This is a genomic window from Rhizobium bangladeshense (genome assembly GCF_017357245.1).
GTDB lineage: Bacteria > Pseudomonadota > Alphaproteobacteria > Rhizobiales > Rhizobiaceae > Rhizobium > Rhizobium bangladeshense.
The window spans coordinates 443,771-465,364 of sequence record NZ_CP071613.1 but is presented as its reverse complement, the minus strand read 5'-3'; the positions used below and the strand labels follow the sequence as shown (position 1 = coordinate 465,364).

Sequence of the window (21,594 nt, the reverse complement as noted above, 5' to 3'; positions counted from 1 at the left end):
GTGAGACGTGCGTATCATAATGATATGGATGTCTCACGTCAACAGAACGAAACAGCCAGGACCGAGCGAGGCCCGCGAGCCCGCACGCGAAAACTGATGCTCGAAACGGCAACGCGGCTCATGCAGTCCGGCATTACTCCCTCGGTCAGCGAAGTGGCCGAGGCTGCCGAAGTCTCGCGGGCGACCGCCTACCGTTACTTTCCGAGCCAGGCCGCGCTGGTCCATGCCGTGGTAGATGAGGCTCTGGGGCCGATACTCGGCTGGTCGTCCGACAGTCCGGATGCACGCGCCCGCGTCGCCGACCTTTTGGCGACAGCGATGCCGCGCATCGACGAGTTTGAGGCCACCTTTAAGGCGGCGCTGAAACTCTCGCTGGACCAGTGGGCGCAGCGCCAGGCGGGCACGCTCGGTAACGAGCCGCTGTTCACGCGCGGCCACCGGGTCGACCTGCTGAGGTGCGTTACGGCGCCCTTGCAGGGCACCGTACCGCCCGAAGCCCGGGAACGCCTCGCTCAGGCACTTTCGCTCGTATTCGGCGTCGAGGTGCTGATCGTGTTGAAGGATATCTGGGGTCTGACCTCCGAAGGCGCGCAATCTGTTGCCGAGTGGGCCGCCAAGGCGCTCGTCGACAGCGCGCTACGGCAGGCGGAGGGTAGAGCATGAGATCGCGGGCCGCCAACTGGTTCGACCAGATGAAGTAATTGTTCTGCATTATGGCCGGGATTGGCGACAAGGAATTTGAGGCCGCCCGACATAACTGCATCAGGTAAGCCGCAGCTGCGGGAATATATCCAGAAGTCTGGAAGAAGAGCCGAAGTTGAAAGCTCTCTCCAGGGTCGCTCTTGACGGTAATGGAGTTTGGTACTACCAGATCAGGGAATAATATTCAGGCTTGAGATCTGAACGCGCTGGGGTCGGGGAGGACTCCAGTACGAAATCCACCCAGAAGGATCAAGAAGCCGGATCGGGAGGCCCGCGACGACGCGGGAAGGTGCATAAATGGGAGGAAACGTTATGCGCAAAACTATGACCGGTCTCGTTGCCGGTGTCGGATTGATGTGGGCCTGCGGAACGTCCGCACAGGCCCAGGAACTGACGATTTTCTGGGCCGAGTGGGACCCGGCAAATTATCTTCAGGAGCTCGCAAACGAATACGAGGCTGAAACCGGCGTCAAGGTCACTGTCGAGACCACACCATGGGCCGACTTCCAGACCAAGGCCTTCACCGAATTCAACGCAAAAGGTTCAGCCTATGACCTGGTCGTCGGCGACAGCCAATGGATCGGGGCGGCGTCAGAAGCAGGACATTACGTAGATCTGACCGAATTCTTCACGAAACATAATTTGACTCAGGTGATGGCGCCGGCAACAGTGAAGTACTACTCCGAGTATCCGGCGAACTCGAAGAAGTACTGGTCAATCCCCGCAGAAGGTGACGCCGTCGGCTGGTCCTACCGCAAGGACTGGTTCGAGGACCCCAAGGAGATGGAGGCGTTCAAGGCCAAATACGGTTACGACCTCGCCCCGCCGAAGACATGGGCGGAAATGCGCGACATCGCCGAGTTCTTCCACCGTCCAGACCAGAAGCGCTACGGCATCGCCATCTATACCGACAATTCTTACGACGGCCTCGTCATGGGGGTCGAAAACGCGATCTTCTCGTTTGGAGGCGAACTCGGCGATTACCAGAACTACAAGGTTGATGGCATCATCAACTCGGAGAAGAACGTCAAGGCGCTCGAATTGTATCGCGAGCTCTACGGCTTTACGCCTCCCGGTTGGGCAAAGTCCTTCTTCGTCGAGAATAACCAGGCGATCACCGAGAACCTGGCGGCGATGAGCATGAACTATTTCGCCTTCTTCCCGGCTCTGGTGAACGAGGCGTCGAACCCTAACGCCAAGGTTACCGGCTTCTTTGCCAATCCGGCAGGCCCGAACGGCGAGCAGTTCGCAGCGCTCGGTGGGCAAGGGATATCGATCATCTCCTATTCAAAGAACCAGGAAGAGGCGATGAAATTCCTCGAATGGTTCATCAAGGATGAGACCCAGAAGCGCTGGGCCGAGCTCGGCGGCTACACGGCAAGCGCCAAAGTGCTTGAATCTCCGGAATTTCAGAACGCCACGCCCTACAACAAAGCCTTCTACGAGACCATGTTCAAGGTGAAGGACTTCTGGGCAACTCCGGAATATGCCGAACTGCTGATCCAGATGAACCAGCGCATTTATCCCTTCGTCACCGCCGGCCAGGGCACGGCGAAGGAAGCGCTCGACGCTCTGGCAGCGGACTGGAACGCCACGTTCAAGAAATACGGACGCAACAAATAGCAAACGCGAGCAGCGGAGGGGCCGTGCCGCCCCTCCCATTTCATTCTGCATCCCGCGCCGAAAGGCGCGGCTCGAGAGGGCGCGGCGCCCGGCATTCACTTCGCGCATCGTGATGCCTTTCCGGCATCCGGCGCCGAACTCTCGGAGGAGGAGAGGATTGGCCACCGCAGTCATGACATCACTCGACACGAAATCGCGTGCCGCATCCCGCGGCATGAGCGATATCCGCATTCGCAATCTGTTTATTATTCCAACGATCCTGTTCTTGATCGTCTTCAACATCTTTCCGCTGATCTATTCGCTCGGCTATTCCTTCACGGACTTTCGTGCCTCGTCGAACGCGGCGGCCAGGTTCGTCGGACTGCAGAACTACCGCGAGTTGCTGAACGATCCCTTCATCTGGTCGAATTTCGCCATCACCGCCAAATATGTGATCGTCTCTGTGACGGGGCAGGTGATCGTCGGCTTCGGCACGGCGATGCTGCTCAATCGCGACATTCCGCTGAAGGGCCTTCTGACGACGCTGCTGCTGCTGCCGATGATGCTCTCGATGGCAGTGGTCGGCCTCTTCTGGAAGCTGCTCTACGATCCCTCCTTTGGCATCATCAACTACACACTCGGCCTCGGCTCCTTCGAGTGGCTGTCGAATCCGGATGTGGCGCTCTATGCGGTCGCAATCACCGATATCTGGATGTGGTCGCCCTTCGTGATGCTGCTGTCTCTTGCCGGTCTTTCTGCCGTGCCAAAACACCTCTACGAGGCAGCGGCGATCGATCGGGCAGGACCATTCTATACTTTCTTCCGCATCACGCTGCCGCTTGTGGCGCCGATCCTGATGATCGCAATCATCTTCCGTACGATGGAAGCCTTCAAGACGTTCGACCTGGCCTACATCCTGACCAGCCAGCCGACGACCGAGGTGATCTCCATCCGGCTCTACAAGATGGCCTTCCAGGAATGGCAGACGGGGCGCTCCTGCGCACTGGCCTACATCGTGCTCATCATGATCCTCGCCATCACCAACATTTACGTGAAGTACCTCAACAAAGTGAAGGAGCGCTGAGATGGCGGCCGTTCAAACCCGCTCCGAACGCGCGCTGAACCGGGTCGCGATCGCCGCAGTGCTGATCATTACGCTGATCTTCCTGGCGCCGATCTACTGGATCACCTCGACGGCCTTCAAGCCTCGCAACCTCGCTACCACGATCCCGCCGACGGTGCTCTTCGAGCCGGAACTCTCGCCCTTCGTGAAGCTTTTCACCAAGCGTTCGCAGTTGCGCGGGGTCCCGACGCCCGAAGAATATGCCGCCGCCCCCTGGTGGGAGCGGATGGTGTTTGATGGCGGCGAGAAGATCGTCCGCTCCGGCCGCGGCGAGGTCCAGCCATCCGGCTATCCGAACCGCTTCATGAACTCGCTGTTCGTTGCCATCACGTCCACGGTGCTGGCGGTCGGCATGGGAACTTTCACAGCCTACGGTTTCTCTCGCTTCAGAGTGAAGGGGGAGGCGGACCTGCTCTTCTTCATCCTGTCGACGCGCATGCTGCCGCCCGTCGTCGTGGCGATCCCGATGTTCCTCATGTACCGCGCCGTCGGCCTCAACGACACGCATTGGGGACTCATCATCCTCTACACCGCCTTCAACCTTTCCTTCTCAGTTTGGCTGATGAAGGGTTTCATCGACGAAATTCCGAAGGAATATGAGGAGGCCGCGCTCGTCGACGGCTACACGCGGATGGAGGCCTTTTTCAAGATCGTCATCCCGGAAGCGGCGACCGGCATCGCCGCGACCGCGGTCTTCTGCTTCATCACGGCCTGGAACGAATATGCGTTTGCGTTGATCATGACGAACCGGCGCGCGCAAACCGCCCCACCCTTCATTCCGAGCCAGGTCGGCTCCGGCCTGCCGGATTGGACGGTCATTGCGGCCGGTACGTTCCTGTTCCTGCTGCCGGTTGCCATATTCACCTTCCTGCTCAGGAACCATCTCCTGCGCGGTATGAGCTTCGGAGCGATCCGCAAATGACCTTGCGCGCCTTCAACCAGAAATACCTCGAACCCGGTTCGCAGTATCTGATGATCCTGGGCATTATCGCGCTCTGCCAGCCCTGGAACCTGTTCCTGCACCGCTACGGCATGACGATGACGCTCGTAGGACTGATCGCCTTCATGGTGACGACCAAAATCCCCCGGGACGCGCAACCAGACGAAGGGGGCCAATCATGACTCAGATTGAATTACGCGCCATCCAGAAATATTTCGGTGCCGTCCAGGTCATCAAAGACCTTAATCTCGCCATCGCCGACAACGAATTCATCGTGCTGCTCGGACAATCGGGCTGCGGCAAGACGACGACGCTGCGCGCCGTCGCGGGCCTGGAGACGATCGACGAAGGCGACATCCTGATCGACGGGCAGCCGGTGCAGCATATCAAGGCATCCGGCCGGGACATCGCCATGGTGTTCCAATCCTTCTCGCTCTACCCGCACATGACGGTCTACGAAAACATCGCCTTCCCGCTCCGCGCCACCCGGATGAGCCGCGCGGATGTTGATAAGGCGGTCCGCGAGATCGCCGCGGTGCTGCGCATCACCGGTCTGCTGGCCCGCAAGCCTTCAGCGCTGTCAGGGGGCGACATGCAGCGCGTGGCAATCGGCCGCGCGCTGGTGCGACGCCCAAAGGCCATGCTGATGGACGAGCCGATTGGTGCGCTGGACGCGAAGCTGCGAGAGGAGATGCGGGCAGAAATCAAGCGTCTGCATATCAAGCAGGGTTCAACCACCATCTACGTGACGCATGACCAGGTGGAGGCCATGTCGCTGGCAGACCGCATCGTCATCATGCACGAGGGCATCCTCCAGCAGGTCGGCACGCCGGAAGAGGTTTACGGGCAACCCGCCAACATGTTCGTCGCACAGTTTGTCGGAAGCCCGGTCATGAACATGGCGCCGGCGACCGTCAGCCAAACGGGCGACCGCACGAGCGTGCAGGTCAGCGCCGGGACAACGGGCTTCGAGTTCCCCGCCGTACTGACCAATCGCCTCTCTGACGCGAGGGCCGAGAACGGCCAGCTGACACTCGGAGTTCGGCCGGAGGGGGTGATCGTTTCACGAGAGGCACGTGAGGGCTTCGTGCCGGTCGAGGCGCATATTATCGAGCCGCTCGGCTCGCACGACATCGTAGACCTGAAGGTCGGCCAGCAGATGATCAGGGCACGAACCAAAAGCGGTTTCGTGCCCGGACCGGGCCAAGCCGTCTGGGCACGCATTGACCCCGCCCAGGCGCATTTCTTCAACACGGCAACCGGTTCATCGCTTGGGATCAGACTCTGATGGCGCATATCGAACTCAAGGGCATTACCAAGACTTTCGGCAACCACACGGCACTGAAAAACCTGAACATCGATATCGCTGACGGCGAGTTTTTCGTGTTGCTCGGGCAGACCGGGGCCGGCAAGACAACGACGCTTCGCCTGATCGCCGGCCTCGAAAAGCCGACGGCAGGCCAGATCTATATCGACGGGCACGACGTCGCCGACTGGGGCGCCGCCGAGCGAGACGTAGCCCTGGTGCTCCAGCAGTACTCGCTCTACCCGCGCTATACGGTGCGGGAGAACCTGGAGTTTCCATTAAAATCCCGTATCCGCCGCATTGAGCCCCAGGAAATCAAGGAGCGCGTCGCTCGGGTTGCGAAGACCCTGCGCATCGAGCATCTCCTCGACCGCAAGACTGACCGGCTGTCGGGAGGCGAGATGCAGCGCGTATCGATCGGCCGTGCCATCGTGCGCAAGCCCCGGGTCTTCCTGATGGACGAACCGCTTTCGGCTCTCGACGCAAAACTTCGCGAAGCACTCCGCACGGAGTTGAAGAACCTGCAGATGAACCTCGGCGCGACCTTTCTCTTCGTCACCCACGACCAGATAGAAGCCATGTCGATGGGCGACAAGATCGGCGTTCTGAACAACGGCCAGTTGGTGCAGACAGGGACACCGCAGGAGATCTACCGGAACCCGGTCAACACGTTCGTAGCGCGCGCCGTCGGTTCACCGCCCATGAACCTGATCGCCGGCACGCTTGCCGGCGGCGAGGCAGTAGCCAACGAGGGGTACCGGCTGCCGCTTGGCAACGGCCACGGGTTCGCGACAGACGGTCGCCCGCTCACCTTCGGCATCCGCCCAGAGGACATCTTCCTCGACAGCGGTGCGCCGGGGGAAGCACGGGTGCACGACGTGGAAAACCATGGTGTCGAAAAGATCGTGACGCTACGCACCGGAGAGAGGTTCATCCACGCGACCGTGCCGACGCAGACGGCGCTTCGCATCGAGGATACGGTTCGTTTTTCGTGGAATCCGGAAAAGGTCGTGCTGTTTGATGCGGGAAGCGGCGTAAGCCTGCGGCATGCGGGCTGACCTGATCGGTGCAAAAGATGCCTACGGCTCTGGCCGCGGCAGGACAGCCGGCCTTCCCACTCGGATGCCGCGTTGTGCCGGAAAGCGCCGACGGTAGTGGTCTGTCACTTCGGGATTGCGTAAATTCACCGGCAAGTCGCCCTTGATGACCCGCAGCGCTTCGGCGGCCGCGCCTGTTCCCATACGCATCATGCTCTCTTCCGTCAGACCAGCCAGATGCGGGGTGACGATGACGTTGGCAAAGCCGAAATAGGGATGATCGAGCGGCAACGGTTGCGTTGCAAAGACATCGAGCGCCGCCCCGCCGATGCGGCCGTCCCGCAGCGCCTCGATCAGCGCGGCGTCATCGACCACCGGTCCGCGCGAGACGTTGACCAGAATGGCACCGGGCTTCATGCGGCCGATGCGCCTGGCATTGAGCAAGCCAGTCGTCTCCGGCGTCAGTGGGCAGCAGAGCACGAGGACGTCGGCACTCGCGACAAGCTCATCGATTGCCAGGAAACGCGCGCCCTCCGGCATGTTTTCCGGCGACCGGCTCGTGGCGACCACCTCCAGGCCGAAACCGAACTTCGCGATCTTGAAGATCGCCTTGCCGACATTGCCCATACCGACGATGCCCATAGTGCGGCCGCCGAGGTCGACGGCCGCATCCGACTGGGCGCGGCCTGCTGCCCAGCCGTTCTGACGCAGGTCCCGGTCCATTTGGCGGAAACGCCTCAGCAGAGCCAATGTCACCAGCAAGACGTGCTCGGCGACGGTCGACGCATTGACAGCCGGCACGTTGGCGACCAGCACGCCGGCTCGGGTCGCCGCCTCCATCGGCACCATGTCGAGGCCGGCACCATGGCGGATCGCCGCGCGAAGCGCCGGCGCATCCTCGAAGAAGGCCGGGGGGATCGGCGCGCGCACGACAATAATGCCCGCGCCGCGGCCTTCTCGCAGCAGCGTTTCGGGATCGGGTGCGGAAGCCACGCGCAGATCACCTGCAGCCTCAAGCATGGCCGTGGCCGCGGGGTGCAATGGATGTGTCGAAAAGATGAAGCTCATCGGCCCTCCCGCTGGTTACGCCTATCCGGCCGCCGTCGCTGGACCGCCGATGAGACCCTTCCAATAGCTTTCTGCACCCTGAAGATGCGCGCTCATCAGCGCCTGGGCGAGATTACCGTCCCGGGCAAGCAGCGCCTCGTAGATGCGGATATGCTCCTCATGCGAGCGCCGGCTGCGGGCGGCATCGGCAAAATAGATCGGCAGGCGGTGCTCGCCCATGACGTAATAGACGCTGCAAACCCGATAGAAGACGCTATTCTTGGTGGCTCGCACGATCTCCAGATGGAAATCCCGATCCTCGCGCGCCAGCCCCTCGCCCGCGGCTAGCTTCCCCTCGGACGCGGCAAGGATATCGCGCAGGCGCTGGTAATTCTCCTCCGTCGCCCGGTCGCAGGCGAGTTCGGCGGCCTTGATCTCGTGGATCTTGCGAAGCTCCACCGTCTCGTAGATCAGGATGGGATCAAGCGGAACGCCGGCGCGGGCAAAAAGCGCCATTGCCTCCACGCTCGCCTCCGTCGTCGTCAGGTAGATGCCCGACTTGGCTCGACGCTCGACGATGCGCATTGCCTCCAGGATCGCCAGTGCCTCGCGGATCTGGCCCCTGCTGACGGTGAAATGTTCCGCAAGTTCGCGCTCCGATGGCGTACGGCCATTGCCGCTCGAGTTCGAAAAAAGGTGTGCGGCGAGATCCGAGAGGAGGGAATTTTCTTTCATCGTCACTGTCTTTGCGCATGAGTCTCCAGGACCCGCTGATTGATCGTGAAGCCCAGGCCAGGCCTGTCCGGGATCTCTATCATACCGTCCTTCACCGACACAGTGTCCTCGACAAGATCATGAATCATCGGATTTGCGCCGAGGGAATATTCGATGACGAAGCTCGCCGGGGAAGCCGCGCACAAGTGCAGGCCGGAGAAGAAGCAGGGCGCACCGGCCCAAAGATGCGGTGCGAAACGCAGGTTGAAGGCGCTGGCGAGTGAACTGATGCGCATCGCCTCGGTAATGCCGCCGCAGAAGGCCGGATCCGGCTGGAATATGTCGGCGGCCCGAAGCATCGCAAGATCTCGGAAGGCAAAACGCGTCGCCTCGCTCTCGCCGGCAGCGATCGGCACGTTCCCAGCCGCACGCACCTCCGCCATGCCAGGCTTGTCATCGGCTATCACCGGCTCCTCGAACCAGGCGAGGTCGCAATCGGCAACCATCTGGATGAAGCGCTTCGCGTCGGCAACAGTATAGGTGCCGTGCGCATCGACCATCAAGTCGACGTTGGGGCCGACCGCTTTGCGAGCCGCCCGCACCCGCGATGCGGAGACATGCGGCGCACCATCCATCGCGCCGACGCGCATCTTGACTGACTTGAAACCGCCGGCCGCGATATAGGACCGGAGCTGATCGCCGATCCGCTCCGTGCTCTCCCAGCCGCCCGAGGCATAGGCGGGCAACCGGTCCGCCTTGCGGCCACCCAGCAGCTTCCAGACCGGGACGCCGAGCGATTTGCCGAGAATGTCCCAGAGTGCGATATCGACTGCGCTGATCGCCGCGACGGAAAGGCCGCGCCGCGCGATCTCGGGCATCGCGTGACCGGAACTCGCCGCCGTCTGGTGGCGTACGCCGTTGTAGAGCATTTCCCATATGGTGGAGATGTCGGCAGGATCGCGGCCGATGAGTTTCGGCCCCAATTCGTGATTGATCATGTGTACCAGCGTACCATAGGTGCCGGCACTGCCTGCGGCATTCTTGCCCTCTCCCCAGCCCACGATGCCATCGTTGGTTTCGATGCGCAGGATCGCAGCATCGAAGGTCGTCAGCCGGCCGAAGTCGCTGCGGTGCTGACGGCTCGCCTCGATGGGAATCTTAACCCACCAGGCTTCTACGGTCTTGATACGCATGTCTCGGATCCCCGCTCCTCCCGGCCGCCCGCGGGCCGCGCGGCATATGTCTTTCCGTTCATTGCTTGATCAGCGGCAGGATTGTCTCGGCGGTGATCCGCATCTGATCGTCGTAGAATTTCTCGGTGAGAAGGCTCGAGCCGTGGTCCTGGATAAATTTCAGCTGCTCCGGGGGAATGTCGACAGGATTGCGCTCGACCATGTCCGGATATTTGGTGGCGGGCGTCCGGTCGACCGGAGCGACGAATTCGTTGGTGACGGCCCCGTCGTAACCGATCTCCTTCAGCGTACCGATGATCTTCGGCCAGTCGAGGTGGCCGAGACCGGCGGCAAAACGATTGTTATCGGCGATGTGGAAATCGAACAGGCGCTTTCCAGCGAGCCGGATCGCCTCATATATGTCTTCCTCCTCAATGTTCAGGTGGAAGGCATCGAGGCAGACCCCGCACTCGGGGCTGACAGCATCGGCGAGCGCCAATGCCTGGGCGGCACGGTTGAAGAAATAGGTCTCGAAACGGTTGAGCGGCTCGACGGCAATGCGTACGCCCCTCTTCTGAGCGTAGGCAAAACACTCCCTGGTGGCGTCCACCACCCATGTCCACTCTTCCTCCTCAGTCCCATCCGGCACCACCTTGCCGACCGTCGCCGGTACGAGCGTGAGGATCTCGCCCTCAAGTTCGCTGACCATGGTGATGACGCTCTTGACATAATCCACCGACCTGGCCCGCTGGCCTTCATCCCTGGCGGCGAGATTTCGCTCCCCGAGCGTCAGCGTAACAGCGCCCCAGCAGCGGATGCCATGCTCCCTCAGCAGCGCACGCGTCTCCTTCACGTCGTACTGTGCCGGCTCGCCGGATATCTCGATGCTCTCGTAGCCATATTTCTTGATGCGTTTCAGCGTGACGGCGAGCGGTTCGGCCCGCATCCAGTTGTGTGTCGAAAGATGCATGAGGTTCCTCCTAGATTGTTGCGGCCACGCTCGACAGCCGCTTGGCATCGAAACGTCACCTTGTCGCTGGCCAATTTCGCTTTTGCGGCAATCTGGTTTGGCCAATTCTTATTATCGAAAAGGTCTAACCCAAATCCAGAGCCTCTGCAAGACGACTTCGAAAGGTCCTCACAGCCGCTGTAATCGGCTGTTTGTCGCCGTTTTCCATCGCTCATGTGGGGAATGTCCGCTCCCAATCGCAAGCGAAGCAGCTTGACCACAGCCGGCATTTTGGTATGACCAGATTTGGGAAATCATGGACCCTGGAGCCGCAGCGCTGTGGCGAAGTATCAAGGGGGGAGAGATGAAGATCGGCATGTGCATGTTCCTCTGGACGACAGCTGTCGGCCGGAAACACGAGGGATTGTTACGCGATATCAAGGACACAGGTTTTGACGGCGTCGAGATCCCGATCTTTTCGGGCACACCCGACGACTACCGGCGGCTGGGGGCCTTGCTTGACCGGATCGGCCTGGAACGGACCGCCGTTTCCGCCATGGGCGACCCCCAGATGAACCTGATCGCTTCCGACGCGGCGACCCGCAGACGCGGCATTGACTTCATGAAATGGGCAATCGACTGCAGCGATGCGCTCGGCGCGACAATGCTGAGCGGGCCGCTGCATTCGACGCTCGGCAAATTTTCTGGAAGCGGGCCGAGCGCGGCGGAACTCAAGCGCTCGATTTCCTCGCAGTTGGCGATCGGCGATCATGCAGCAAAGCACGGCGTCACGATCGGACTTGAGGCGCTCAACCGTTTCGAATGTTACCTGTTCAACACGATGGACGACCTTGCTGCCCATATCGACGCGGTCGGACATCCGAATATCCGCGCCATGTACGACACCTTCCACAGCAATATCGAAGAAACCGATCCTATCGGCGCTTTCACGCGCAATCGTGACCGCATCGTGCATGTCCACATTTCGGAGAACGATCGCGGCGTACCGGGGCGCGGCAACATTCCCTGGGCGGAGACGTTCAGGGCACTGCGCGCGAGTGGCTACGACGGGTGGCTGACAATCGAAGCGTTTGGTCGGGCGCTCAAGGAGCTCGCCGCCGCGACAAAGGTCTGGCGCGACTTTTTCGAGACACCGGAATCAGTCTATCGCGAAGGCTACCGCCATATCCGCGACGGATGGCAAGCCGCGGCCACCAAGCAACCTGCCTAGTTTCGATCCAGACCGCGCTGCACCGCACGGGATGCCGCAAACGCGGCCGAGCTGCCCGAGGAATATCGACGGTCGTGCTGCCGATGCAAGACCGCCATTTCTCGGGTGTGCAAACTTGTTGCTCAGCCAATCGCCATAAGGCTCGCATTGCCGCCGGCAGCGGCGGTGTTGATCGAGGTCGAGACCTCTTCCAGCAGCCAGTTCAGACAATAGGCCTCGGGATCGCTCACCAGTTCCTCGCTGGTCGCAGCCTGGACCAGCAGAAGCGGACCAGGCAACGCGGCGATCTTACGGTTGACCGAAAGAACCCTGTCGCGGTCTCCTTCGATGAGCGCACCCGAGAAGGGTCCGTCTTTTTCCCAATCCGAGGTCCAGGAGACGCGGCTCGCAACGGTCGCGGGAAGATCCGCCAGCACCGATTTCGATATCGAGCCAGCATCCACGACGATGTGGTTGCCGGTCGAAAGGGCAGCGGCGATCTGGCGATGAAGGCCGCTTTCCGTCTGCGGCACGACAAGAATACGTCCGCGCGGGTGGAGTGCATAGAGATTGCGCTCGCCGACCGGGCCGGTGAGCTCGCGTTCGAGGCCGAGCGCTGAGCGGCTCGCATATCCTCTCGCCGCTTCGCCCTCGCTCGACAGTCCCTTCTTGTCGAGCCAGACGATGTATTGGCGAAGGGCAAGGTCGGTATGAACGGAGTCCTGCTGCGGCGGCACGGGGGGGCGCTGCACCAGGCGACCGATATAGAGCGGACCGCCGGCCTTCGGCCCGGTTCCCGACAGGCCGCGGCCGCCGAAAGGCTGCACGCCGACGACAGCGCCGATGATGTTACGGTTGACGTAGAGGTTGCCGGCCTTGATGCGGCTCGTCACATGGGCGATCGTTTCGTCAAGCCGGGTGTGAAGCCCGAATGTGAGGCCGTAGCCGGACGCATTGATGTCGTCGATCAGGCGATCGAGGCCGTTTCTCTTGAAGCGGACTACATGCAGGACCGGCCCGAAGACCTCCTTCGTCAGGTCCGAGAGCGACTTGATCTCGATGATCGTCGGAGGAACGAAGGTGCCTGCTGCCGCGCTTTGCGGCAACGGCAGCTGCTCCACCTTGCGGCCGGCACCGCGCATCGCTTCGATATGCTGGTCGATCTCCGCCTTTGCGCCATCGTTGATGACAGGTCCGACATCGACACTCAGCCGATCCGTGCGGCCGATCGTCAATTCACGGAAGGCGCCCTTCAGCATGGCGAGCGTCCTGTCGGCCACGTCATCCTGCAGGCAGAGAACGCGGAGCGCCGAGCAGCGCTGGCCGGCGCTGTCGAAAGCCGATGTCACAACGTCGGCCACCACCTGTTCGGCGAGCGCCGAGGAATCGACGATCATGCCGTTCTGACCCCCGGTTTCGGCAATCAGCGGGATCGGCTTGCCGGTTGCCGACAGGCGCTCGGCGAGCTGCGCCTGGATCATGCGCGCGACCTCGGTCGAGCCCGTGAACATGACGCCGGCGGTCTCCTGAGCACCGACCATGCCGGCGCCAAGGCGGCCGCTGCCGGGCACGAACTGCAGCGCGCCGACCGGCACACCGGCTTCGTGGAGGATCTTCACGCTCTCCGAGGCGATGATGGGTGTCACGCCGGCGGGTTTGGCCAGCACAGGATTGCCGGCGACCAGGGCTGCCGCAACCTGGCCGGTGAAGATCGCCAGCGGGAAGTTCCACGGACTGATGCAAACGATCGGTCCGAGCGGCAGATGCGACGGCCCAAGGGTCTTGCGGGCCTGATCGGCGTAGTAGCGCAGGAAGTCGACAGCCTCGCGCACTTCGCCAATTGCATTGGCGGCGGATTTGCCGGCCTCGCGCATGATGATGCCCATCAGCACCTTGATGCGGGCCTGCATGATGTCGGCCGCCCGTTCGAGGCAGGCGGCGCGCTCGACCGGCGGGACGGCCGCCCATTGCGGCGCATAGTCCGCGGCCATCGCAACGACGCGGGCTGCGTCCTCGACCTTCACTTCGGTCACCGTGCCGACCACGTCGCGGTGATCGGCAGGATTGAGGACATCGCGGGTCACGCCGTCCGTGGAGCCGTCGGCGAGGATCGGAAGCGCATGCCATGGCGTCGCAGCCGTGGAGGCGAGCGTCTGCGCCAGGTCCGAAAGGGTGGCTTCGCTCGACAGATCCAGGCCGCTCGAATTGGGACGGGCGTTGCCGTAAAGGGCCTTGGGTGCTGCGATCTGCACATGCGGGGCGCCGACGACGGGCATGGCCGCGACAGTCTCGGCCGGATCGGCGATCAGTGCTTCGACCGAAACGTTCGGATCGGAGATGCGGTGCACGAAGGAGGAATTGGCGCCGTTTTCGAGCAGGCGCCGTACCAGATAGGCAAGCAGCGTCTCATGTGTTCCGACTGGCGCATAGATGCGGCAGGGCCGGTCGAGCTTCTCTTTCCCGACGACTTCGTCATAGAGCGGTTCGCCCATGCCGTGCAGGCACTGGAACTCGTATTTGCCGACCGCGAAGTCGGGCCCTGCCAAATGATAGATCGTGGCGAGCGTCTGCGCATTGTGGGTCGCGAATTGCGGGAAGACGGCATCGGCGGCGGCCAGCAGCTTGCGCGCGCAGGCGATGTAGGCGACGTCGGTGTAGATCTTGCGGGTATAGACCGGATAATCGTCGAGACCATCCAACTGGGCGCGCTTGATCTCCGCATCCCAATAGGCGCCCTTGACCAGACGCACCATGATCCGGCGCCCGGAGCGGCGCGCGAGATCGATGATGTAGTCGAGCACGAAGGGGCAGCGCTTGCCATAGGCCTGCACGACGAAGCCGAGCCCGTTCCAACCGGCAAGCTCGGGAGCAAAGCAGAGTTCTTCGAGGAGATCGAGCGACAGCTCCAGCCGGTCGGCCTCCTCGGCGTCGATATTAAGGCCGATATCATAGGACTTAGCGAGAGCGGCGAGCGCCTTAACCTTCGGCAGCAGCTCGCCCATCACTCGGCCGGCCTGAGCTCTGCTATAGCGAGGATGCAGGGCCGAAAGCTTGATCGAAATGCCAGGGCCGTCATAGATGCCGCGGCCATCCGCCGCCTTGCCGATCGCGTGGATCGCCTTTTCGTAATCCTTGAAATAACGCTCGGCGTCGGCGGCGGTCGTCGCCGCCTCGCCCAGCATGTCGTAAGAATAGCGGAAGCCGCGGGCTTCCAGCGGCCGGGCGCGCTTTAGCGCCTCCTCGATGGTTTCGCCGGTGACGAACTGCTCGCCCATCATGCGCATCGCCATATCGACGCCGCGGCGGATGACCGGCTCGCCGGCGCGCGCGATCAGCCGCGTCAGCGCCGCCGACAGGCTGCGGTCGTTGACCGTCGAGGTGAGCTTGCCGGTGACGACCAGCCCCCAGGTGGCGGCGTTGACGAACATGGATTTGCCACCGCCGATATGCGAGGTCCAGTTGCCCTCGGCGATCTTGTCGCGGATCAGCGCGTCGCGGGTGTCCGTATCGGGAATGCGCAGCAGTGCCTCGGCAAGGCACATGAGCGCCACGCCTTCCTGGCTGGAAAGCGAATATTCCTGCACCAGCCCTTCGACGCCGGTGCCCTTGTGCTTGGCCCGCAGCGCCTCGATCAGAGTGCGGGCCGTGTTGCGGATATCATAACGCTTCGCCTCGGAAACGCGGGCGGCGGCAACGAGCGGCGGCAGGCATTCGGTTTCCGGGCGGCGATAGGCGGCCGTGATTGCCTGGCGAAGCTCGGATTGCGGCCGGATCGGCGGCGCGAAGGCGGCGAATGGCGCGGGATCATTGGAGGATACGGGGTCGGTCGCTGCGTTCAACATGGGAGTCCCTGAGTAATCAATGGCTGTTTAGCGGATAAATGGAACACCGGGCTCGTCGTCCCAGAGCGCATCATCCATAAAAACGGGGCCGGAATATTCCGTCTCGCTAAGTGGACGCGCATCCGATTTGTCGCGCTTGAGGGTGAATGCCGCTGCAACCGCTCTTATCGCCACCGGCCTGTAGTGAACGAGCAAGTCGGGTTTCTGATCGTCATCCGCTTTTTTCCCGCGCATTCATGATCCCCATTAGTGCGATGCCGGATAGTGATTACGGCAATGCGCCAAGCGCTCACGCCGTCCCATCGTCGGGATATAATCTACCACAATCACAAATCACGATCTTCCTTGATTTCAGCGATTTTCAAGCTGTATGAACTTAAGAAGTGATCACCGGGAGTTAAAATGGCCACAGAAACCGACATCTTTAGTGAATTGGACCAGTTCGACAGAAAGATCCTCGCGGCCCTGGTCGAGGACGGGAGACTGTCGATCACCGATCTGGCGGCGCGCGTGGGGCTTTCGAAGACGCCGTGCCAGCTTCGCTTCAAGCGACTGATCAACGACGGATATATCGAAGGGTTCAAGGCCGTTCTCAATCCCGCGAAAATGCGGCTCGACCACATCGCGTTCGTCGAGGTGAAGCTCTCGGATACCCGTGAGGATGCGCTGAAAAGCTTCAACGACGCCATCAAGAAGATCAGGGAAGTCGAGGAGTGCCACATGATCGCCGGCAGGTTCGATTATCTCCTGAAGATCCGCACCCGCGACATCGGCCGCTACCGCCGCGTTCTCGGCGAGCGCATCTCGACGCTGCCGCACGTTGCCAACACCTCGACCAACGTCGCGATGGAGACGATCAAGGAAGGCTGGGACAAGTTCGGTTCGAGTCTTTCGTGAAGGGTGGCGATGGCCGACAATCTTGCTAAATCAACAATCGGCATTTGAAGCCGCGAACGAGGAGCAGGATGGATCACGCCAACAGCCCGCAGGCATCGGCGAACGAAGAGAAGGAAGCCCGCCGGCTCCAATATCTTCCGTGGGAACGCGTCGCGTCGGACCTTGATCACCCCGCTCACCTCGCCCGCAAAGCCGCGCTCAGGCAATCCTGCGGCGCAGAGCTGGCCGAGACTTCCTATATCGCCGAGAACGCCGCGATCTTCGCCGAAAGCCTCACAATGGGCGAACGGTCGTGGATTGCGGGGCAAGCCCTCGTGCGCGGCGAAATTATCCTCGGCGACGATTGCTCCGTTAATCCCTATGCCTGCGTTTCCGGCAAGGTACATGCGGCAATGGGGTCCGGATTGCTTCGCATGCGTCGATCGTAGGCTTCAATCATGGCTTCGACGACCCCGCTCTGCCCATACACAGCCAGGGGGTCGTCAGCCTGGGCATCGTGATCGGCGACGATGTGTGGGTCGGCGCCAATTGCGTGATCCTCGACGGCGTCACGATTGGAAACGGCGCCGTTATTGCCGCCGGGGCGGTCGTCACCGGGGACATTCCCGCGATGGCGATTGCCGGCGGCGTGCCTGCCCGAGTGCTACGCAACCGAGGCTCGGTGCCCAGGAAATCCGGCGCGGGAGATATTGAAGAACGACTCGTCAGGCTTGGGCAGAAGGCGAAGGAGCAATGGCCGGACATTCTTGCGCGCTGGCAAACGCAAGGATTCTATGAATCGCTGGAGGCGGACGGTATCAGGCGACCGGCGATCCGGCATCTCTGCGACGCGATCGAAATCGCCGCCGGCTTCGGCGACCTGCCGCCGGGCCTCGATCCGGCGGAAACCGTCGAGCGCCTGCAAGGACTGCAGGACCGGGAGACCGGCCTTTTCCCGGAAGAACATGCGCTTGTAGGCGGCCGCGTTTTGCGGGATGACCCGAAGGCGCTCTACAACGTCCTTTCGGTCGGCTATGCGCTTGAACTGCTCGGCTCCAGCCCGCGCGACCCGGTCCAGGCAGCTGATCTCGACGCCGGCGAGCTCGACAAATGGCTGAGCGCGCTGCCTTGGCAAAACAGGGCGTGGCACGCCGGCAGCGTGGTCGATGCGGTCGGAACCGCGATCTATTTCAACGCCCGGTATTTTGGCATCAGGCAATCACGCCAGGCACTCTTCGAATGGCTGAAGAGGAATGCCAATAGCGTCTCCGGACTATGGGGCGAGCCGACGGCGCTGGAGGGATGGCTCCAGCCGGTGAACGGCTTCTACCGCCTGACGCGTGGCACCTACGCCCAGTTCGGCATTGCGCTTCCGCACCCGCACGCTTCGCTCGAAACCGTTCACCTCAATTATCGCAACCACAACGGCTTCGCCGGTGCAAAATATAATGCATGCAATCTTCTCGATACGATCCATCCTCTCCTGCTGATTGCCCGGCAGACCGATTACCGGCGGGCCGACGGCGAGACGATCGCCCGTACCCTCATAGCAAGAGCCCTGGACAGATGGCGGGATGGCGAAGGATTCGCGTTCGCCGATGGTGGCGAGCCGAGCCTGCAGGGGACGGAGATGTGGCTCTCGGTCATTCACCTGGCGGCTGAATTCCTCGGCCTTGCGGACCAGTTCGCCTTCATTCCCAAGGGCGTGCACCGGACGGCAACTCCCGGGCTCGGCCTGTGATCAATCGTGCAGCGCGGCCGTCAGCCAGGCAGCGGCGAGATTGCACGCATTGTTTCGCTTGGCTTTGACGGGCACGATCACGTTGTAGCGGTCTTCGGCGGCAAGCTCGCTTGCCTCGGCGCGCACCAGGGTTCCGTCCTCCAGAAAAGTGCCGATCAGCATGCGCCATCCCAGGGCAATTCCCTGCCCCGCGCGCGCGGCGGCGATGGTCTCGGTATAGTGGTTGAAGCGGAGCGACGGTTTTATCTCGATACCGGCGCCGCTGAGCGAAACCCATTGCGACCAGCTGTACCAGGAACGGTCGAGAACATCAGTCTCGATGAATTCGTCGGCCGCGCCCAACGGGCCACTCCCTCGACGCCTGAGATAATCGGGTGAGCAGACGGGAGTAATGACGTCGCCGCGCGAGGCAATGACGGTTCCATCTCTGAAGGGAGGCATGCCGTAGCGGATGGCGACGTCGATCTCGCCGTCATCAAGAGCGATCGGACTGTCCTGGGAGATCACCCGCACCAGAATTCCGGGATTCGCCTTGCGGAACTCCGCCAGCCGCGGCAGCAGCCAGAACGACGAGAATGCGATTGTCGCCCCGATCGTCACGACATCCTGGCCGCGCGACTGGATCGCCTCCACGCTCGCGGCGATATCGGCGAAACTCTTGGCGAGCGTCACGCCCAGGTTGACGCAGGCGGCCGTCGGCTCGATCGCCCGGTGCTTGCGCAGGAAAAGCGGCTGACCGAACTCCTCCTCGAGAACGGCAATCTGCCGGCTGACCGCCGCCTGGGTGACGCCGAGTTCGCCTGCCGCAAGCGTGAAGCTTTTGCGCCTGAGCACCGCTTCCAGCGTTACCAGCGCAGTCAGCGAGGGAAGCCGTCTTCGAAACTGCATCTTGCCCCTCTTCGCATGAACAAACATTATGCGAACGTGATTTTTTATGCCGTTGAAACCCCGCAACTGCAAGCGCAATCTGGGGAACTCTTACATAAGAGGTTCTCATGCTAAACAAGCTTCCATCTTCCCTTTCAGCTCTTCTCGATGCGCGCGCCGATGGCCACTCCCTGCCGGCCGGCCTTTACACCAGAGAAGATGTGTTCGAGGCGGACATCGACGTCTTCTTCCACAAGCACTGGATCTGCGTCGGCCTCGACTGTGACGTTCCAGAGCCCGGCGACGCCACGGTGATCGATATCGGCAAGACGAGCCTGATCCTCCTGCGCGACGACGACGGCGAACTTCGCGTCCTGCACAATGTCTGCCGCCATCGCGGTGCCCGCCTTCTCGATCCGGGCAAGACGATCGTGTCGAAGCTCGTCTGTCCCTATCACACCTGGACCTATGAGCTTACGGGAGAGCTCAGCTACGCTCCCCATATGGGCAAGGATTTCGACAAGGACTGTCGCGGCCTGAAACCCGTCACCTTCAAGTCGATCGGCGGGCTGATCTATGTGTGTCTCTCCGACAATCCGCCCGAAGACATCGCTCTCCTCGAGCAGACGATGACCGAGCGGCTCGCCCCCTACGACATCCGCAATGCCAAGATCGCCCACCAGACCGACGTCATCGAGGACGGCAATTGGAAACTGACGATGGAGAATAACCGCGAGTGCTATCATTGCTCAGCGAACCATCCGGAACTCTGCGTCTCCTTCGTCGATCTCGACTTCGGCTTCGATCCCGAAACGCTGAGCCCGGAAGACCGAGAACAGGCGGAAGAGCATTTTCGGCTTTACGAGGAGCGCACGCAGGCATGGGAGGCAGACGGTTTCCCCTCGGCTGCCATCGAGCAGCTCACCGACTGCGCCACAAACTTCCGTACGCAGCGGCTGATCATATCAGGCGCCGGCGAATCCCAGACCCGTGACGCCACCGCCGCATCCTCCAAGCTGCTCGGTCACATGACTCGCAAGGATCTCGGCGACACGCATCTGTGGGGCCATAACAGCTGGAACCATTTCATGGGAGACCATGCGGTGGTGGCAACCGTCATCCCGCTTTCGGCGGGCAAGACGCTGGTCCGCACCAAATGGCTCGTCCACAAGGATGCCGTCGAAGGGGTCGATTACGATCTCGACAAGCTGACGGATGTCTGGATTGCAACGACCGACCAGGATGCCGATCTCGTCGCCCGCTCGCATGCCGGCACGCTCGATCCCGCCTATCAGCCAGGCCCCTATTCCCGCTTCTCCGAGACGAACCTCAACAAGTTCGCCACCTGGTACATCGATCGGATGCGCGCCCATGGATACTAGGAGCCCGCAGGCCTTGACAGGGAAAGCCACGGTCGCCGACCTCTGGAATCCCGAGGAAGACGACGCGCTCGTCTGCCTCGACGTCCAGCAGGAAACCCATGACGTCAGGACCTTCACATTCGCCTCGCGCGAGGGCAAACGGTTCGCGTTCAAGGCCGGGCAGTATTTCCTGTTCGACCTCGAACACAATGGCGAGGCCGAGAGCCGCTGCTACAGCATCTCCTCTTCGCCGCATCGGACGAACGCTTTCTCCGTCACGGTGAAACGCATTCCCGGAGGCAAGATCTCGAACTGGCTGCACGACACGCTGGTTGCCGGGGCATCGGTCAAGGCGAACGGCCCGCTCGGCCATTTCGTGCGGTCCGATACGGGCCAAAAGCTCCTGCTGCTCTCGGGCGGCTCCGGCATCACGCCGGTGATGTCCATTCTCAGAGAGATCGCCGACAGCTGCGAACCCGCCGATGTCGTCTTCATGCATGCCGCCCGCACGCCGCAGGACCTGATCTTCCGCGATGAACTCGCCTGCATCGCCCGAAGACTTAAGGGGCTTCGGCTGCACTTTCTTCCCGAGACCGTCGTGGGCGAAGCATCGTGGCCAGGCCTCACCGGCCGTATTTCGGCGGAGTATATGCGGCTGGCGGTTCCCGATATCGCCGAGCGCACCGTGATGTGCTGCGGCCCCGCCCCGTTCATGGCGGCGGCGCGCCGCATTGCCGGGGAACTCGGCGTGCCTGCTTCGCACTATGTGGAAGAAAGCTTCGATGCCGCCGTCATCAACGAGCCGGAGATTCCCGCGGTGCAGGAGGCGGCCGTCAAAGTCTTTCAGGTCACCTTTTCGAGGCAGGCCCGCAGCATCGACGTCTCGGGCGATCAGAGCGTGCTTTCGCGCGCCAAGAAGGCGGGCGTCAGAATTCCATCCTCCTGCGCGAACGGCGTCTGCGGGACCTGCAAGTCGAAGCTGACTTCGGGCAGCGTCAACATGAACCACAATGGCGGGATCCGCCAGAGGGAAATCGACGCCGGTTTCTTCCTGCCGTGCTGCTCCAAGCCGCTCAGCGATCTCGTCATCGAGCGCTGAGCGTCG

18 protein-coding genes and 1 pseudogene are annotated in these 21,594 nt (G+C 61.8%); 12 read left to right on the top strand and 7 right to left on the bottom strand.

Features of this window, described 5'->3' with window-relative positions:
- Nucleotides 1–24: 24 nt before the first annotated feature.
- The 7 genes from J2J98_RS23120 (at nt 25) to J2J98_RS23090 (ending at nt 6,731) form a co-directional block, all read left to right on the top strand.
- Nucleotides 25–663, top strand: a complete 639-nt coding sequence (locus tag J2J98_RS23120) for a TetR/AcrR family transcriptional regulator (RefSeq protein ID WP_171049310.1) — start codon at nt 25–27, stop codon at nt 661–663.
- A gap of 351 nt (nt 664–1,014) precedes the next feature.
- A complete protein-coding gene (locus J2J98_RS23115) occupies nt 1,015–2,325 on the top strand; it encodes an ABC transporter substrate-binding protein (RefSeq protein ID WP_064709698.1) in 1,311 nt (436 codons plus the stop codon).
- Nucleotides 2,326–2,482: 157 nt separating this feature from the next.
- Nucleotides 2,483–3,388: a carbohydrate ABC transporter permease gene (locus J2J98_RS23110; RefSeq protein WP_064713089.1), complete on the top strand. Its 906-nt coding sequence runs from the start codon at nt 2,483–2,485 to the stop codon at nt 3,386–3,388.
- A gap of 1 nt (nt 3,389) precedes the next feature.
- Nucleotides 3,390–4,349 (top strand): carbohydrate ABC transporter permease, encoded by a 960-nt coding sequence (locus J2J98_RS23105; protein ID WP_064709700.1) that lies wholly within the window; start codon nt 3,390–3,392, stop codon nt 4,347–4,349.
- On the top strand, nt 4,346–4,549 hold the full coding sequence (locus tag J2J98_RS23100; protein ID WP_183747519.1) for a hypothetical protein: 204 nt from the start codon (nt 4,346–4,348) through the stop codon (nt 4,547–4,549). Before J2J98_RS23105 ends, J2J98_RS23100 begins: the two co-directional genes overlap by 4 nt.
- Nucleotides 4,546–5,655, top strand: a complete 1,110-nt coding sequence (locus J2J98_RS23095) for an ABC transporter ATP-binding protein (protein WP_207603244.1) — start codon at nt 4,546–4,548, stop codon at nt 5,653–5,655. The genes J2J98_RS23100 and J2J98_RS23095 overlap by 4 nt, the downstream gene beginning before the upstream one ends.
- Nucleotides 5,655–6,731 carry an ABC transporter ATP-binding protein gene (locus J2J98_RS23090; RefSeq protein ID WP_207603243.1) on the top strand — a complete coding sequence of 359 codons (1,077 nt, stop codon included), beginning with the start codon at nt 5,655–5,657 and terminating at the stop codon, nt 6,729–6,731. Before J2J98_RS23095 ends, J2J98_RS23090 begins: the two co-directional genes overlap by 1 nt.
- Before the next feature lie 21 nt (nt 6,732–6,752).
- Here J2J98_RS23090 and J2J98_RS23085 read toward each other — a convergent pair whose 3' ends face one another.
- From J2J98_RS23085 to J2J98_RS23070, 4 genes are read right to left on the bottom strand one after another with little or no spacing between them, the layout of a single operon-like run.
- Nucleotides 6,753–7,778 (bottom strand): NAD(P)-dependent oxidoreductase, encoded by a 1,026-nt coding sequence (locus J2J98_RS23085; RefSeq protein WP_207603242.1) that lies wholly within the window; start codon nt 7,776–7,778, stop codon nt 6,753–6,755.
- 21 nt (nt 7,779–7,799) lie between these two features.
- The gene (locus J2J98_RS23080) at nt 7,800–8,492 is read right to left on the bottom strand and encodes a FadR/GntR family transcriptional regulator (protein ID WP_138396527.1); all 693 of its coding nucleotides are present in this window, start codon (nt 8,490–8,492) and stop codon (nt 7,800–7,802) included.
- A gap of 2 nt (nt 8,493–8,494) precedes the next feature.
- Nucleotides 8,495–9,664, bottom strand: a complete 1,170-nt coding sequence (locus J2J98_RS23075; RefSeq protein WP_064709706.1) for a mandelate racemase/muconate lactonizing enzyme family protein — start codon at nt 9,662–9,664, stop codon at nt 8,495–8,497.
- 58 nt (nt 9,665–9,722) lie between these two features.
- Entirely contained in the window at nt 9,723–10,613 is an 891-nt protein-coding gene (locus J2J98_RS23070) for a sugar phosphate isomerase/epimerase family protein (RefSeq protein WP_138396526.1), read from the bottom strand.
- Nucleotides 10,614–10,956: 343 nt separating this feature from the next.
- On the opposite strand from J2J98_RS23070, the gene J2J98_RS23065 reads away from it, so the two are divergent.
- A complete protein-coding gene (locus J2J98_RS23065; RefSeq protein WP_064709708.1) occupies nt 10,957–11,823 on the top strand; it encodes a sugar phosphate isomerase/epimerase family protein in 867 nt (288 codons plus the stop codon).
- A gap of 122 nt (nt 11,824–11,945) precedes the next feature.
- On the opposite strand, the gene putA is transcribed toward J2J98_RS23065, so the two are convergent.
- Nucleotides 11,946–15,644: a trifunctional transcriptional regulator/proline dehydrogenase/L-glutamate gamma-semialdehyde dehydrogenase gene (gene putA, locus J2J98_RS23060; RefSeq protein ID WP_138396525.1), complete on the bottom strand. Its 3,699-nt coding sequence runs from the start codon at nt 15,642–15,644 to the stop codon at nt 11,946–11,948.
- Between the two features lie 27 nt (nt 15,645–15,671).
- Nucleotides 15,672–15,878: a hypothetical protein gene (locus tag J2J98_RS23055; RefSeq protein ID WP_138396524.1), complete on the bottom strand. Its 207-nt coding sequence runs from the start codon at nt 15,876–15,878 to the stop codon at nt 15,672–15,674.
- Nucleotides 15,879–16,046: 168 nt separating this feature from the next.
- On the opposite strand from J2J98_RS23055, the gene J2J98_RS23050 reads away from it, so the two are divergent.
- Complete coding sequence (locus J2J98_RS23050) at nt 16,047–16,541, top strand: Lrp/AsnC family transcriptional regulator (RefSeq protein WP_138396523.1); 495 nt, start codon at nt 16,047–16,049, stop codon at nt 16,539–16,541.
- A gap of 68 nt (nt 16,542–16,609) precedes the next feature.
- A pseudogene (locus J2J98_RS23045) lies at nt 16,610–18,261 on the top strand (acyltransferase).
- Here J2J98_RS23045 and J2J98_RS23040 read toward each other — a convergent pair.
- Nucleotides 18,262–19,149: a LysR substrate-binding domain-containing protein gene (locus tag J2J98_RS23040; protein ID WP_207603241.1), complete on the bottom strand. Its 888-nt coding sequence runs from the start codon at nt 19,147–19,149 to the stop codon at nt 18,262–18,264.
- Nucleotides 19,150–19,256: 107 nt separating this feature from the next.
- Here J2J98_RS23040 and J2J98_RS23035 point away from each other — a divergent pair, with 107 nt between their 5' ends.
- Entirely contained in the window at nt 19,257–20,510 is a 1,254-nt protein-coding gene (locus J2J98_RS23035) for an aromatic ring-hydroxylating oxygenase subunit alpha (RefSeq protein WP_207603240.1), read from the top strand.
- Nucleotides 20,500–21,588: an FAD-binding oxidoreductase gene (locus tag J2J98_RS23030; RefSeq protein WP_207603239.1), complete on the top strand. Its 1,089-nt coding sequence runs from the start codon at nt 20,500–20,502 to the stop codon at nt 21,586–21,588. Before J2J98_RS23035 ends, J2J98_RS23030 begins: the two co-directional genes overlap by 11 nt.
- The last annotated feature ends 6 nt before the right edge of the window (nt 21,589–21,594 follow it).

What these genes read in the sequence shown, in the direction of transcription:
- J2J98_RS23120 (WP_171049310.1), top strand. Translation starts at nt 25, where the DNA reads ATGGATGTCTCACGTCAACAGAACGAAACAGCCAGGACCGAGCGAGGC.
- J2J98_RS23115 (WP_064709698.1), top strand. Translation starts at nt 1,015, where the DNA reads ATGCGCAAAACTATGACCGGTCTCGTTGCCGGTGTCGGATTGATGTGG.
- J2J98_RS23105 (WP_064709700.1), top strand. Translation starts at nt 3,390, where the DNA reads ATGGCGGCCGTTCAAACCCGCTCCGAACGCGCGCTGAACCGGGTCGCG.
- J2J98_RS23100 (WP_183747519.1), top strand. Translation starts at nt 4,346, where the DNA reads ATGACCTTGCGCGCCTTCAACCAGAAATACCTCGAACCCGGTTCGCAG.
- J2J98_RS23095 (WP_207603244.1), top strand. Translation starts at nt 4,546, where the DNA reads ATGACTCAGATTGAATTACGCGCCATCCAGAAATATTTCGGTGCCGTC.
- J2J98_RS23090 (WP_207603243.1), top strand. Translation starts at nt 5,655, where the DNA reads ATGGCGCATATCGAACTCAAGGGCATTACCAAGACTTTCGGCAACCAC.
- J2J98_RS23085 (WP_207603242.1), bottom strand. Translation starts at nt 7,778, where the DNA reads ATGAGCTTCATCTTTTCGACACATCCATTGCACCCCGCGGCCACGGCC.
- J2J98_RS23080 (WP_138396527.1), bottom strand. Translation starts at nt 8,492, where the DNA reads ATGAAAGAAAATTCCCTCCTCTCGGATCTCGCCGCACACCTTTTTTCG.
- J2J98_RS23075 (WP_064709706.1), bottom strand. Translation starts at nt 9,664, where the DNA reads ATGCGTATCAAGACCGTAGAAGCCTGGTGGGTTAAGATTCCCATCGAG.
- J2J98_RS23070 (WP_138396526.1), bottom strand. Translation starts at nt 10,613, where the DNA reads ATGCATCTTTCGACACACAACTGGATGCGGGCCGAACCGCTCGCCGTC.
- J2J98_RS23065 (WP_064709708.1), top strand. Translation starts at nt 10,957, where the DNA reads ATGAAGATCGGCATGTGCATGTTCCTCTGGACGACAGCTGTCGGCCGG.
- putA (WP_138396525.1), bottom strand. Translation starts at nt 15,644, where the DNA reads ATGTTGAACGCAGCGACCGACCCCGTATCCTCCAATGATCCCGCGCCA.
- J2J98_RS23055 (WP_138396524.1), bottom strand. Translation starts at nt 15,878, where the DNA reads ATGCGCGGGAAAAAAGCGGATGACGATCAGAAACCCGACTTGCTCGTT.
- J2J98_RS23050 (WP_138396523.1), top strand. Translation starts at nt 16,047, where the DNA reads ATGGCCACAGAAACCGACATCTTTAGTGAATTGGACCAGTTCGACAGA.
- J2J98_RS23040 (WP_207603241.1), bottom strand. Translation starts at nt 19,149, where the DNA reads ATGCAGTTTCGAAGACGGCTTCCCTCGCTGACTGCGCTGGTAACGCTG.
- J2J98_RS23035 (WP_207603240.1), top strand. Translation starts at nt 19,257, where the DNA reads ATGCTAAACAAGCTTCCATCTTCCCTTTCAGCTCTTCTCGATGCGCGC.
- J2J98_RS23030 (WP_207603239.1), top strand. Translation starts at nt 20,500, where the DNA reads ATGGATACTAGGAGCCCGCAGGCCTTGACAGGGAAAGCCACGGTCGCC.